At 38.8% G+C, this 13,219-nt stretch carries 14 protein-coding genes and 3 pseudogenes; 14 read left to right on the forward strand and 3 right to left on the reverse strand.

Annotated elements, in window-relative coordinates; genetic code table 11:
• The first annotated feature begins 69 nt into the window (after positions 1-69).
• From EGX73_RS07635 to EGX73_RS07705, 14 genes and pseudogenes are all read left to right on the forward strand, one after another.
• On the forward strand, positions 70-291 hold the full coding sequence (locus EGX73_RS07635; protein WP_096741724.1) for a hypothetical protein: 222 nt from the start codon (positions 70-72) through the stop codon (positions 289-291).
• 79 nt (positions 292-370) lie between these two features.
• Positions 371-1,225: pseudogene (locus EGX73_RS07640) on the forward strand (N-6 DNA methylase); the annotation flags it as partial.
• A gap of 4 nt (positions 1,226-1,229) precedes the next feature.
• Positions 1,230-2,639, forward strand: a complete 1,410-nt coding sequence (locus EGX73_RS07645; RefSeq protein ID WP_253764201.1) for a type I restriction enzyme endonuclease domain-containing protein — start codon at positions 1,230-1,232, stop codon at positions 2,637-2,639.
• 65 nt (positions 2,640-2,704) lie between these two features.
• Positions 2,705-2,989 (forward strand): hypothetical protein, encoded by a 285-nt coding sequence (locus tag EGX73_RS07650; RefSeq protein WP_123866859.1) that lies wholly within the window; start codon positions 2,705-2,707, stop codon positions 2,987-2,989.
• Positions 2,990-3,156: 167 nt separating this feature from the next.
• Positions 3,157-3,366 (forward strand): annotated as a pseudogene (gene rplT / locus EGX73_RS07655) (50S ribosomal protein L20); the annotation flags it as partial.
• A gap of 243 nt (positions 3,367-3,609) precedes the next feature.
• Positions 3,610-4,118: pseudogene (locus tag EGX73_RS07665) on the forward strand (YitT family protein).
• Between the two features lie 623 nt (positions 4,119-4,741).
• A complete protein-coding gene (locus EGX73_RS16210) occupies positions 4,742-4,975 on the forward strand; it encodes a hypothetical protein (RefSeq protein ID WP_123866860.1) in 234 nt (77 codons plus the stop codon).
• 42 nt (positions 4,976-5,017) lie between these two features.
• Entirely contained in the window at positions 5,018-5,656 is a 639-nt protein-coding gene (locus EGX73_RS15920) for a pilin N-terminal domain-containing protein (RefSeq protein ID WP_231130347.1), read from the forward strand.
• Between the two features lie 95 nt (positions 5,657-5,751).
• Positions 5,752-6,360: an MptD family putative ECF transporter S component gene (locus EGX73_RS07680; protein ID WP_003128664.1), complete on the forward strand. Its 609-nt coding sequence runs from the start codon at positions 5,752-5,754 to the stop codon at positions 6,358-6,360.
• Positions 6,361-6,422: 62 nt separating this feature from the next.
• Entirely contained in the window at positions 6,423-7,046 is a 624-nt protein-coding gene (locus tag EGX73_RS07685) for an energy-coupling factor transporter transmembrane component T (RefSeq protein ID WP_228081207.1), read from the forward strand.
• Positions 7,047-7,050: 4 nt separating this feature from the next.
• Positions 7,051-8,478 carry an ABC transporter ATP-binding protein gene (locus tag EGX73_RS07690; RefSeq protein ID WP_005472705.1) on the forward strand — a complete coding sequence of 476 codons (1,428 nt, stop codon included), beginning with the start codon at positions 7,051-7,053 and terminating at the stop codon, positions 8,476-8,478.
• 136 nt (positions 8,479-8,614) lie between these two features.
• Positions 8,615-9,322, forward strand: a complete 708-nt coding sequence (locus tag EGX73_RS07695) for a response regulator transcription factor (RefSeq protein ID WP_123866861.1) — start codon at positions 8,615-8,617, stop codon at positions 9,320-9,322.
• Positions 9,312-10,667, forward strand: coding sequence for a cell wall metabolism sensor histidine kinase WalK (locus tag EGX73_RS07700; RefSeq protein WP_003128670.1), 1,356 nt, complete (start codon positions 9,312-9,314; stop codon positions 10,665-10,667). Before EGX73_RS07695 ends, EGX73_RS07700 begins: the two co-directional genes overlap by 11 nt.
• Positions 10,668-10,774: 107 nt before the next feature.
• Positions 10,775-11,413, forward strand: coding sequence for a PepSY domain-containing protein (locus tag EGX73_RS07705; protein ID WP_123866862.1), 639 nt, complete (start codon positions 10,775-10,777; stop codon positions 11,411-11,413).
• A gap of 81 nt (positions 11,414-11,494) precedes the next feature.
• On the opposite strand, the gene EGX73_RS15925 is transcribed toward EGX73_RS07705, so the two are convergent.
• The 3 genes from EGX73_RS15925 to EGX73_RS07715 form a co-directional block, all read right to left on the reverse strand.
• Positions 11,495-11,665, reverse strand: coding sequence for a hypothetical protein (locus tag EGX73_RS15925; RefSeq protein ID WP_005472698.1), 171 nt, complete (start codon positions 11,663-11,665; stop codon positions 11,495-11,497).
• Between the two features lie 75 nt (positions 11,666-11,740).
• On the reverse strand, positions 11,741-12,184 hold the full coding sequence (locus tag EGX73_RS07710; protein ID WP_003128673.1) for a thioesterase family protein: 444 nt from the start codon (positions 12,182-12,184) through the stop codon (positions 11,741-11,743).
• A gap of 82 nt (positions 12,185-12,266) precedes the next feature.
• Positions 12,267-13,211 (reverse strand): aldo/keto reductase, encoded by a 945-nt coding sequence (locus tag EGX73_RS07715; protein ID WP_005472695.1) that lies wholly within the window; start codon positions 13,209-13,211, stop codon positions 12,267-12,269.
• Between the last annotated feature and the right edge of the window lie 8 nt (positions 13,212-13,219).

The following is a 13,219-nucleotide window of genomic DNA, read 5'->3' on the forward strand; positions in this document are numbered from 1 at the left end:
TACAATCTAAAAAGTTGGTTTTTGGATATTTAACGCTATAATTTATTTGTTAAGTAAGGTGAGTGTACTGTGGCTAAAAAACGAAATTATCGAGAAATAGAACAAGATTTCCATCAGCTAATGAATAAGAAGTATTATCAGAAGCAACATAATGAAAAACTACAATTGTTGATGGATGAGTTAAAAGAAAACTATGATTTTTCAACATATACAGAAGATACTTCTAGAGCAATAGCTTTGCATTACTACATGTCACAAAAATTTAGAACTGATAAACCTAGTCTGTTTTAACTAGGTTTTTTTGCTGTCCAAAATTAGTAAGAAAACTGCTATAATATGAAAGTATGTATGTCAATTAGGAGGAATATTAATGGTCTCAGCAGAGCTTAAAATTGAAGATAAACTGTGGGCAGCCGCAGATAAACTAAGAGGAAGTATGGATGCTTCAGAATATAAAAATGTCGTTTTAGGATTAATATTTTTAAAGTATGTTTCAGACAGTTTTGAAGAAAAGTATGAAGAACTATCCAAAGATGAGTATGCAGACCCTGAAGATAAAGATGAATATTTGGCTGATAATATTTTTTGGGTACCTGCTGAAGCAAGATGGGAAAAAATCAACCGCGATGCCAAAACACCAAAAATTGGCGAAACGATTGATGAAGCGATGATAGCTATTGAAAAAGAAAATCCTTCTTTAAACAATGTATTACCTAAAAATTATTCAAGACCTCAATTGGACAAAACTCGTTTAGGAGAAACAGTCGATTTAATTACTAACATTAAAGTTGGGGATTCAGAAAACCGTAAAACTGACACTTTAGGAAGAACCTATGAGTATTTTCTTGGGAAATTTGCAAATGCGGAAGGAAAAGGTGGAGGGGAATTTTACACCCCACGTTCAGTGGTTTCGTTATTAGTTGAAATGTTAGAGCCATATGCAGGGCGTATTTATGACCCTTGTTGTGGAGCAGGGGGGATGTTTATCCAATCAGAAAAATTTGTAGAAAATCATCAAGGGAAAATTGGCGATATTTCTGTTTATGGACAAGAATTTAATCCAACAACATGGCAACTTTGTAAAATGAATCTTGCAATTAGAGGAATTGACGGAAATATCGGCACCCATAATGCTGATACATTCCAAAATGATTTACACAAAGGATTGAGAGCGGACTATATTTTAGCCAACCCTCCCTTTAATATTAGCGACTGGGGTCAAGAAATCAATGATTGTTACAATGTCTAGAAGAATTGCGATTGATTTATACCAAGAAATAATTAAACTTCGTCCTGATTGGCATTCTGATGATGATGATAAAGGGAAAATTAAGATTGTAATGACAGGCTCAAGTAGTGACCCAGATTATTGGCAACCTTTTATTGGGAATAAGACAAGACGTGATAAATTAGCGAAGCGAATGAAAGATGATTCTGATGAACTTCAAATTGTCATTGTTCGAGATATGTGGTTGACAGGTTTTGATGTTCCGTCTATGAACACGATGTATATTGATAAACCAATGCAAGGACATAATTTAATGCAAGCAATCGCTCGTGTGAATCGTGTATTTAAAGACAAAACAGGTGGATTGATTGTCGATTATATTGGGATTGCACCGAATTTGAAAAATGCTCTACAAGAATATACACCAAATGACCAAAAACAAGCAGGTATTGATACCCAAGTCGCTGTGAATTTAGTCAAAGAAAAATATGATTTGATTACCAATACGATTTTAGATAAATTTGATTATTCTGATTTCAATTCAACAGATTATACAAAAAAATTACAAGTTATTACAAATGCTGCAAACTATATTTTAGGATTAGATGATGTTGAAGATGTTAAGAGATTTAAAGATTTAGTAACGGAAATCACTCGAGCGTATGCTTTGTGTGTGACAGAGGAAGAAGTCCAACAATACAATGCTGAAATTGCCTTTTTTAAAGCTGTAAAAGTATATTTAATTAAATTAAACTTTGTAGATGGAGTAAAGTCTCCTCAACAAATCGATGAAGAACTGAAACAATTAATTTCTAAGTCCGTTGTAACCGAAGATATTGTAGATATTTACGATTCTCTAGGATTAGAAAAAGCTGAATTATCTATTTTGTCTGATAAGTTTTTAGAAGAAATTAACGAAATGCCTCAAAAGAATCTTGCTCTTCAATTACTTGAAAATTTATTAGCAGGAAAAATAAAGTCTATTCAAAAAACGAATGTTGTTCAAGCAGAAAAATACTCTGAACTATTGAAAAAATCCATAAATAAATACAATACTAGAGGAATTACTTCTGAAATTGCCATTCGTGAGTTAATTGAATTGGCAAAAGATATGAAAACAATGAAAGAAGAAGGCGAAGAATTAGGATTGACAGTTGAAGAAAAAGCCTTTTATGATGTTATCTCTAAAAATTCGGATGAAGATGAACAAGTTCTAAAAGATATTGCAATAGGTATCGCTAAAACTATTGAAGAAAATATGACAATTGATTGGACAAAACGTAGTTCTGAGAAAGCACGAATGAGAGTTGAAATCAAACGTTTTTTGAGAAAAAATAAATTTAAGACAGATTTAGAAACCATTGATTTAGTGATTACACAAGCAGAGTTAATGGCTGATAATCTTTCATAATTATTAAGTAGAAAAGCTCAGAGGGAAGCATTCTAATTGTCAATAAAAATGAAAGGAAAGGTAAGATGACTATTAAGAAAGCTTTAATAGAACTTACAATCGACGAAGCAGTTACTTGTAAACAGCTTGCCGATTTTTATGATACTTATCACAAAAATAAAGAATTTAAGGATGCAGTTGATTTTCTAAGTGGAAGTATTGCAATAGATATGGGGCAATTAAAGGACGAATTGTATACTTCTGAAGATTCACATGTATTAGGGACTGTAGAATATATGCAAAAGCATTATCCTACAGCAGTTTTATTAATCAATTTAATTCCTAAAGATAAGAGAAAATTTATCCATTAATCTAAGGTTGCTTGTTATTTAATCTCTGTCTGTTCAATTCCTAAATGAAAATCAACTTTATCCTATGCCTATTTGTTTTTTTGAGTGAATATCCCATTGAATACCCCTAAGTTGGTTAAAATGAGTAAAGATATTTAAATTAAATTATTTTTAATAAGCTGTCCTGTCGTCAAAAGAAACGCGACTTCCGCAAATTGTGGATCGCTCGTATCAACGCAGCGGCTCGTATGAATGGCTTAAGCTACTCAAAATTGATGCACGGCTTGAAATTAGCTGAAATCGACATCAACCGCAAAATGTTAGCTGACTTGGCTGTAAACGATGCAACAGCATTTACTGCATTAGCTGACCAAGCAAAAGACGCTTTAAACAAATAAACTCACGTTGTTCTACAACGATTGAACCCGCTCAATGAGCGGGTTTTTTGTTTCTTCCGCTAAGCAAAATACCAAATTCGCTTGACTAATGGTATAGTAGTCTACAATGAAATCGGATTCCTGTTAAGGCTGGGAGGATATCAAATGAAACTAGTAACGAGGAATGAAGTATTGGAAGAATCAAAGGCAGTCCTAAAAATCATCGCGGGTAATAGTTTGTTGGGATTTGCTTATGCGAAATGGATGAAACCTAATGGGATCATCAATGGTGGTGTCACTAGTATGGCGATGATTTTAGAAAAGGTGACCAATGTACCGATCGTTTATTTGACATCTGGTATTACGACCCTTCTGCTGGTTTTTTGTTGGCTATTTTTAGGAAAAGCCAATTTTTTCAAGTCCATTATCAGCAGTGTTTTTATAATTTATTTTTTGCTCTTTTTTATTATATGAAGATTGATTTTCAAGTAAACCTAATGCTTGATTTCTTATTTGCGAGCTTGTTCATAGCGGTAGGGTACTATTGCTGCATCACGGCTAACGCTTCAACTGTTGGGATGGATGTGATTGCCATGGCTATCAACAAAAAGCGGCCTGATTTTAGTATTGCTCGGGGTATCCGCTATATCAACTTTATGGTATTAATATTAGGATTTTTGACTTATGGCTTCAAATCAGTAGTAATTGGATTACTATTTAGTTTTGTCAATTCTTATCTATTAGATTTTTTGTTGAAAAGAAGCAGTCGGTGATCTATTTGGTGATTCTTGCTTCCTTTCATCCGCAATAAAAACGACAAACTAACAGTATTGATCCAATTCAAATTGGGGTTATTTCATTAATTGACTCGCCTCATAAATCTCTTGTTTATACGGAGATTTATGAGGTGTTTTTTGTTTTTTGTCTATCAACGAATAGAGAGAAACCGTTAAAAATGCGCAATATGACAAAATAAGTTGATTTATTTTGAATTTTGTCTTTTTCATAAACAGGTCAATAAGTGAAAGAGATTTCTCGATCCCAAATCATGTGATTTTTAACACATATTTCAGAAAAAAACGAAGTTAAATGTCCTTATTTACTAAAAAAATGCTCAAGTCTGAGATAAAAATCGCTTTTATCCATTCATTTCCAGGCGCAAAATGATAAGAATTACTCCTTTTTTAAAAAGATTACTAAGTAAGAATGAGACTCAAATACTTATTTTTTGAAAGGATTTTGTCAGTTCCTAATAGCGAAAATATCCGATAATCTGTTTAGATAATCTTTGCACTTTTTTAGGAGTGATCTTTATGTAAAACGAAAATGTTGGATTGGTTGTTTAGGCATGTGTAGGTTAGGAAAGATTTAAAAAAATATGAAAGAAGGTACAGAAATGAAACGAAAGAAAAAATTAGTTACAAAGTTCGTTGTTGCAACAACTCTTTTCACAGCAGGTAGTTTGGTGGTTCCAGCTGTTGGCACTTTATCTGCCTATGCAGCGACTACAGGTCCTGTTGCAGATAATACTAGCCCTCGTTCCATTACACTTTGGAAATATGAAGTGAAAGATCTATCTGAACTGGGTGATCGTGGCGATGGAGAAAAGGATGATACAGTTACAAAGTAGCCGTTAGCAGGGATCAAATTCCGCATACAACGGGTAACGGCAATCGGTGATGCTGCTTTAACGAATCCATTAGATCAAAAAGAAGGAACCGATTATACGATTGACAACACATTTACTGCTCAAACAGTAACGACAGGAGCAGATGGGTCTGTCAAAGCGAATTTGGGTAGCGGCAATGCGGCAGATGGCATTTATTTAGTTACCGAATTAGAAGATGACCGTGGTGTCTCTCCTGCCGTTGCAAAACCAGCAGATCCATTCTTTGTGCAAGTACCTCAAACGGACCGTGATGATCTAGGCTCATTAATCTATGATGTAGTCGTTCAACCGAAGAACATTATGGAATCTTTGCTTGAACCAGATAAGACCGTTGAAGAAGGAAAAGGTTTCTCCAATAAAGCAGGAAATCATTTCACTTGGGAAGCCAATGCCACTCTTCCAAGCGGACTCTATCAAATTGCAGCGAAAGACATGGTTATTACACCAGTTTATGACAAAGATGGCAATCAAGTTGCGGATATTCCAGTCTCTGCAGGCGACGAAATTTACGCTGACTACTATACGATTCGCGATACATTGAACGAAAAGATTTTGTTGGATGGGTTAACTGTTAATACGAAGACAGATTCCAGTGACTGGGTAGCACTTGAATTTGGCACAGATTATACCGTCTTAGACTAGATAAGCATCATTTCCATTGTTTCGCGCGGGAATGTGCTATACTAGATGCTTGTAATCGCACCAAGAACCGGTGCTTGAAAGAAGGAGCATAAGAAATGAAAAATTTAAAAGTTCAAGACCTGATTGCTGTCGGGATATATACAGCTATTTATTTTTTATTGATGAGTTTTTGTCTGCTGATTTTACGGTTTGTTATTCCAGGATTTCATAATTTATTCATTCCAGCCGTTACAGCACTTTTTTCTGGGGTCATTTATCTATTGATGTTGAATAAAGTACCAAAGTTTGGCGCGATCACCATCATGGGCAGTGTGGTAGGTCTCTTTTTTTTGATTTCAGGTCACTTTCCGCTAGCCTTTATGCCGAATATTTTATGTGCAGTACTGGCAGATACGATTCAGTATAAAAGCAAGTGGAAAGGAAGTCTCAAGACAACTATTAGTTATACCGTATTCAGCTTTGGTTTAATGGGTCCCATCTTGCCATTGTGGTTCATGAAAAATGCGTATATTGATTCGCTAGTTGCTCGTGGAAAAGACCAAAGCTATATTGCAGGGGTCTTTGCTCATACTTCCACAGCGATGCTGGTGATTTGCGGGCTCGCTGTACTGGTTGCTTCGATTGTCGGGATAGGCCTCGGTGCTCGTCTATATCAAAAACATTTCCAACCAACGTTGCATCAAACAAACGGGAGATCGATGTGACTAGGCTCTCACTTGACCCCAGATGCAAATTATTTGTGACATTCTTTGCAAGTGTCACATTGATGATTTCATTGACGTGGACAAAAGAGTTGATTGTGATCAGCTTTTTGTTTATCTTGTTTCTACTTAGCGGTTTCTGGCGAAAGGGATTGTTGTTTTTCGGGCTGTTTCTATTATTGTCTTTGGTAGAAGGTTTTTTTGCAGGGCAAAACAATTCAATAGTAACCACCCTGCTGGATTTCTTTTCCGTAGGGTATCGCCGATTGTTACCGACGATCATGGCAGCCGTATTTGCGATGAGTGGGACGAAAATCAGTGAATGGTTAGCTGCTTTGCAAAAAATCCGCATTCCCTCGTTTTTGCTGGTACCGTTGGCCGTACTGTTTCGATTTTTTCCAACATTGTTGCAAGATGTCAAAAGTATTCGCCAAGCGATGCGCTTTCGCGGAATTGCTTTGAACGGCTGGTCCTATGTAAGACATCCTCTACAGACGGTGGAGTATTTTTTGATTCCTTTATTGATGTCTGCAGAAAATACTGCCACAGAATTGTCAGCGACCGCGTTAGTAAGAGGCCTGTCGGCTAAAAATCCTCATACATCGGTTTATACACTGCGGTTGAAACTTGCTGATTATGTAGTGTTTGGTACTGTGTTACTACTTATTTTTTTGTTTGTAAGGATGTGAAGGAATGATCACCATCGAAAAACTATCTCTTAAACGGGGCACCCAGCAGGTATTGAAAGATGTCTCTTGTCAGATTTTTGCTGGTGAAGTCGTCGTGTTATGCGGCCAAAGCGGTAGCGGTAAGTCAACCTTGTTGAATGTTCTCAATGGCTTGATTCCTGAACTATATCCAGCAGAAATGACGGGGGCTGTTCAAGTGGCAGGGGATTCTTTGCCGACGGAAGACTTTCCCGCCTACGCCAGAAAAATCGGTGTTGTTTTTCAAAATCCCAAAACACAATTTTTTACAACAGATGTTTATTCTGAACTGGCGTTTACAATGGAAAATGCAGGGATAGAGCCAGTAGAAATACGAAAACGGATCAAAGAAGCGGCAGAACAATTTTCTTTGTCAGAATTGTTGGATGCAAGTGTTTTCGAACTGTCTGGTGGCGAAAAGCAGCGAGTAGCAATCGCTTGTGCAACGATGCTTTCTCATGATCTCTTTTTGTTCGATGAACCTTCCAGTAATCTTGATGAAGAAGCACTACAAAAAATTGCCGCAGCGATCCGCCTTTTGAAAGAGCAAGGGAAGACGATCGTCATTGCAGAGCACCGATTGTCCTACTTGACGGGGATTGCGGATCGTTACTTATTACTAGCAGAAGGGCGCTTGGTCACAGAGTATACCAGTGAAGCATTGCTTTCTCATACCCCGCAACAGATTCACAATCTCGGATTAAGGCGGATCAACGAGCCGCAGTTCGAGTTGGCAATCAACGAAACAGAGGGAGCGAGTTTCTCAGCTGATCTGATTGCGACGAATCTCCAAGTCACTTATCGACGCCAACAGCAACCAGCTCTTGATATTGCGAAACTTGTTGTGCCTACGCGACAAGTCGTGGGTTTGATTGGCCCGAACGGTGCTGGCAAATCGACATTGTTTCAAGTGTTCGCTGGCTTAAAAAAATGTTCAGCAGCTCAATTTTGGCTGCATGGTCAACCAATCAATCAAAAACAGTTATTGCGAGAAAGTTTTCTGGTTATGCAAGATGTGAACCTGCAGCTTTTTTTTGAATCTGTCGAAAAAGAATTGTTGGCAAAAGCTGCCAGACCGGAACGTTTTGAACAAGTCGTGACTTTGTTGGAACTAGAGCATTTACTGCGAAGACATCCACAATCTTTGTCCGGTGGCGAAAAGCAGCGAGTCGCGATCGGCAGTGCATTGCTTTCAGGTAAACGCTTGTTGTTTTTCGATGAACCGACTAGCGGATTAGACCTGAAACAAATGGAAGAGGTCGGAAATCTGCTGCAGGAAGTTGCCAAAGAAGTCGATCTGTTAGCCGTGATCAGTCATGATAAAGAGTTTTTGGATGAAACCTGCCCTTACGTGATCCAACTCGAACAGGGAAAGTTAGTTGATACCTATCAGTTAGCGACAAATGGGGGATAAAAGAAAAGCGGAGTGAGCATTGGTTCACTCCGTTTTTGTCTGAACATGAAAAAATCTTCATGATCTTTTTCTTTCAATCCGTTAGGAAGTTTTTACAAAATCCGTTATGATAGAAGCAAAAATAGGAGGAGAGCAGATGGCCTTGAGAATCTTGATAGTGGAAGACGAAGAAAGTTTAGCCAGTTTTATCCAGACTGAGTTGACTTTTGAGGGGTACGACACGGTATGGGCCAAAGATGGCCAAGAGGCATTGACCTTGTTCAATCAGCAAACTGATCTGTTTGATCTGATTTTGTTGGATTGGATGCTGCCAATCTATGATGGCATCACGGTGGCGCGGCGAATTCGCAAAGAAAGCGATATTCCGATTTTGATGATGACAGCCAGAAATCAAACTGCCGATGTCGTGACTGGTCTTGACGTTGGCCTAGATGATTATTTAACGAAGCCCTTTGAAATCGAAGAACTGTTTGCCCGGATTCGCGTGATTGAGCGACGGTTGCAGCGGGAAGCCCAACAGCAAAAGAACCAACAAAATCAGTTGGTGGTAGGCGAGTTGATGATGGACATCGCCAAACACTTGGTCCAGGTTGCCGGAGAGACCATTGAATTGACTCCTAAAGAGTTTGGAATCTTATATGAGTTGATGAAAGAACCAGAAGTAGTCAAAACCAGAGATGAGCTATTGAATGAGATTTGGGGGTATGAATACGATGGTCAAACAAATGTGGTAGATGTTTATATTCGCACCCTTCGCAACAAGCTGGATGTCTGCGGTAAAGGGAAAATGATCGCAACTGTTCGGGGATTAGGCTATGTGTTGAGGATCGCCCATGAAGAATAAGTTCGCCAACCCACGCAGAAAAACTGCCCAGTTTCAATTAACGAGCCGCTTTTCTTTGATTCTATTTGGTCTGTTGATTCTCTTCAATGTATTGTTTATCTTGTTATCCGTAGGGTATTTGTTTGAACATATCGAAAATCGTGCGAGCAATATTCTTGAGGCTATCGAAAACGGGGAAGCTTCAGGGGATGACTGGAATGATCTAGTCAATGCCTATGTTTCGGCAGATGAAGAAGATGCCTTGCAAGTGATCTTAGCTGATGGCAGTGTCATTTTATCAGAAGATGCAGCAGAGATTTTTGCCGAGATCAATCAAGGACGGATCATCCCATTTTTGGAGGGCATCGTCTTTACAGATGATGGTATCTATTATACGAAAACCCAAGAAATCGATAGGGATCAGGTGAAGATCGCCATCAATGGTGAGGACAGTGTGGAATTAGCCTATGGTCTCTTTATGATCAGCAGTTTCTTGAACCTGATCGCTGTAGTCGTTGGCAGTATATTGATTTATTGGAGCGTTGGGAAATGGAGCCGGAAATTAACAGGGATGGCGCAAGAAATTGCTGAAATCGAACAAAGCCAAAAAGGCGAATTGACGATTGTTGAAGAACCAATCGAGATTCGTTCTGTGGCGTTGGCTTTCAATAAACTACTGAAAGAACAGCGTGAGACGATCGCGCGAGAAAAACGGTTTGTTGCCGATGCTTCTCATGAGCTGCGGACACCTTTAGCCGCGATTCGCGGACATGTCCAATTGATCCAGCGGCGTGGAACCAAACACCCAGAAGTCATTCCTTCTTCACTGGCCTTTATCGATAAAGAATCGAAGCGTTTGGAAACATTGAGTAATCAACTGCTGGATTTGGAAAAAAACCAAACCCAAGAAATAAGTCTCGTTGATGTCTCGCAGATCGTGCGAGAAGAATGTGAAAAACAAGCAACGATCGTTCCGCAATCGATTGAATATTTTGTGGAAAACCAGTGTAGGAAGCAAGGGCACAAACGTGACTTCCAACAGATCATCCAAAATCTTTTAGAAAATGCAGCGAAGTATTCACCAGCAGATCAGCCCATTCATGTGAGACTGACACAAGATCAAACGCACTTGTCTCTAACCGTTGCCGACTTTGGTATTGGGATCCCCAATGATAAGAAAGCGTTGATTTTTGAGCGTTTCTATCGAGTGGAAGATTCTCGTTCCAGTCAAATTTCCGGTTCAGGAATCGGATTATCACTGGTAAAGCAGCTGGCCAACAAGTATCATGCTGAAATTACCGTCACGGATAATCAGCCGCAAGGCAGTGTCTTTAAAATTGATTTCCCAAGTGAAAGAGAAAGATGAAGATTTTTTTAGATTTTCTTCAAGCATTTTTGATTCTTTTTTCTGAAGGACTTGTTATTCTAAATATATAGAAAAAAGGAATAGACAATTAATTGGAGAAATGAAACATGAAAAAAACAACAATTTTGTTCGGAATCGCTGCCCTAGGATTATTGGCAGGATGTACACAAAATAACACTGGAAATTCTGAAACTGCACAAAACAGCAGTTCAAGCTCAGCAGTCGCATCATCAAATGAAACAACTTCTTCGCAAGCTGTGGACAGATCTTCAAGCAGTGCAGCCATCGCAAATGGCGGTTTGCCTACAGTGACAGTAGAAGAAGCCGTCCAAGTGTTCCAAAACAAATATCCAGATGCAGCAATCACATCGCTTGACTTGGATACTTCTTTTGGTAAGTACTTCTATCAAGTTGAAGGCGTAGACGACACGAATGAATTTGAACTAAAGATCGATGCAGAAACAAAAGAAACTTCTGAAGAAAGAACCGAAAAACTAGATGCGGACGAACAAAACGGTGTCAAAAAAGAAGCCGATCAATTGGATCTGACCAACTTGCTTTCATTGGAAGAGATTTCCGATAGTGCTGTGAAAGAAGCTGGCGGTGGACAAGCAACAGATTGGGATCTTGATAAAGAAATGAATGTGACTTATTGGGAAGTCAAAGTTGAAGACGGCAACAAAAAAACAAATGTTAAAATCAATGCGCAAACAGGAGAAATTTTAGAAACTGAACAAGATGACTAGCAAAAGCGATAAGCAATAAAAAAAGCAAGGCAGCGAATAATGAAACTTACGCCAGTAAGCGTTCTTTCGCTGTCTTGCTTTTTATTGATTTGGCTTTACTTCTGTGAGAGGTTTGACTCTTCCGCCTATTTTTGCTGCAAAGGCTTCCGACTGCTTCCGATCTTCAAAAATCCACAACTTGTCAGGTATTTTTTCACGAGTGCGACGACCATCTTTGCCAATGTAACCATGCAAGACTTTAACAACATACATTGTCATCATCCTCCCATAAAAATTACCTTTGATTATACAAAAAAGTGCTCTAAATGCAATTAATCTGTCTCGAGATTAATTTTTCGAGGCAGCCGATAATGTCGCATAATCTGAAAATACTTGATGGATCTCAGGAAAGCTGCGCTTCAAATGGACTAGGCGATAGGTCTCTTTACTCAAAAAACAATGTTTGGAAGCGCCAGTTGTGACTAACTGATTGTTGTCAGTTCTATAAATCTCATAACGAAAATCAAGTCGAGTACCGGTGTAATGATCGACGAGCACATCGATGCGTACTTGATCCTCATAACGGATCATTTCCTTGTATTGTGCATTGACTTCAAGAACGGGAACAATCAAACCCGCTTCTTCGATTTTATGGTATGGCAATTGTAAAAAGGCGAGCATATCTACTCGTGCTTCTTCGAACCAACGGATGTAATTTGCATGGTGAATGATTGCCATCTGATCGGTTTCATAGTAATGAGGTTGGCGGATATAGCCGGAATATAAGGACATCAGGGTTGCTCCTTTTCATAACTGTTTTCATCAGCATAATACAAAACAAGAGAAATGCAAAGTGCCTTCTCTTGTTTCGGGACTATTTAAATTCAGCAAACAGGTGATCAATCGCTTGATAATCGGTTGCGGATAAATGGATATCCAATGCCTGCGCGTTGTCAGCAACTTGACTGGCTTGTTTTGCACCTGGAATAACTGCTGCAACTGCAGGATTTTTCATGTACCAAGCCAACACAAGTTGAGGAATCGTTGCATCATAAGAGGCAGCGATTGGTCGCAATTGGTCGACAGCCGATACGATTTTTTTAAAGCGATCACCTTGAAAGTCCGGCTTTTTACTACGGATATCGTCGTTTGAAAAGGTCGTTTCTTGTGTGTACTTTCCAGTCAACAACCCGGATGCTAGTGGAAAGTACGGAACAAAACTGATTGAATGTTCAGCTAAATAAGGGAAAAGTTCTGATTCAGCTTGGCGATGGATCAAACTGTACTCATCTTCCACAACATCAACGTACCCTTCGGCATTGGCTTCTTTTAATTGTTCAAGTGTGAAGTTGGAGACACCGATCGCACGGATTTTGCCAGCTTCTTTCAGTTGATGCAATGCGCGAATCGCTTCTTCTTTAGGGGTGGTTTCATCTGGAAAATGAATATAAAATATATCCAGATAGTTGGTTTTTAAGCGTGTTAAAGCTTCTTCAACGGCTTGGGTCAGGAATTCCGGCGAATTATCTTTTTTGTTTGGTTCTTCTGGTCGATGAGCTGCTTTAGTGGCAATGATGACTTGATTGCGATCGAACGCTTCTTCTTGCAAGACATCACCGATCAGTTCTTCTGATCGACCTTCACCGTAAATATAGGCAGTATCAATCAAATTGATCCCATTGCGCAGCGCCGTCCGCACAATTTCCTTGCCTTCTTCTTCATCTAAATTTGGAAATAAATTGTGGCCGCCGATGGCATTTGCACCTAAGCCAAGGGAGCGTACATAGACTTGTGATTTGCCGATTTGAACATCTGTCATAAAGCAAT

The sequence above is a fragment of the Enterococcus sp. FDAARGOS_553 genome, from assembly GCF_003812305.1.
Taxonomy (GTDB): domain Bacteria; phylum Bacillota; class Bacilli; order Lactobacillales; family Enterococcaceae; genus Enterococcus_D; species Enterococcus_D gallinarum.

Excerpts from the sequence above, each read along its gene's own strand:
- EGX73_RS07645 (WP_253764201.1), top strand. The coding sequence starts at position 1,230 with ATGATTGTTACAATGTCTAGAAGAATTGCGATTGATTTATACCAAGAA.
- EGX73_RS07650 (WP_123866859.1), top strand. The coding sequence starts at position 2,705 with ATGACTATTAAGAAAGCTTTAATAGAACTTACAATCGACGAAGCAGTT.
- EGX73_RS16210 (WP_123866860.1), top strand. The coding sequence starts at position 4,742 with ATGAAACGAAAGAAAAAATTAGTTACAAAGTTCGTTGTTGCAACAACT.
- EGX73_RS07680 (WP_003128664.1), top strand. The coding sequence starts at position 5,752 with ATGAAAAATTTAAAAGTTCAAGACCTGATTGCTGTCGGGATATATACA.
- EGX73_RS07685 (WP_228081207.1), top strand. The coding sequence starts at position 6,423 with ATGATTTCATTGACGTGGACAAAAGAGTTGATTGTGATCAGCTTTTTG.
- EGX73_RS07690 (WP_005472705.1), top strand. The coding sequence starts at position 7,051 with ATGATCACCATCGAAAAACTATCTCTTAAACGGGGCACCCAGCAGGTA.
- EGX73_RS07695 (WP_123866861.1), top strand. The coding sequence starts at position 8,615 with ATGGCCTTGAGAATCTTGATAGTGGAAGACGAAGAAAGTTTAGCCAGT.
- EGX73_RS07700 (WP_003128670.1), top strand. The coding sequence starts at position 9,312 with ATGAAGAATAAGTTCGCCAACCCACGCAGAAAAACTGCCCAGTTTCAA.
- EGX73_RS07705 (WP_123866862.1), top strand. The coding sequence starts at position 10,775 with ATGAAAAAAACAACAATTTTGTTCGGAATCGCTGCCCTAGGATTATTG.
- EGX73_RS15925 (WP_005472698.1), bottom strand. The coding sequence starts at position 11,665 with ATGTATGTTGTTAAAGTCTTGCATGGTTACATTGGCAAAGATGGTCGT.
- EGX73_RS07710 (WP_003128673.1), bottom strand. The coding sequence starts at position 12,184 with ATGTCCTTATATTCCGGCTATATCCGCCAACCTCATTACTATGAAACC.
- EGX73_RS07715 (WP_005472695.1), bottom strand. The coding sequence starts at position 13,211 with ATGACAGATGTTCAAATCGGCAAATCACAAGTCTATGTACGCTCCCTT.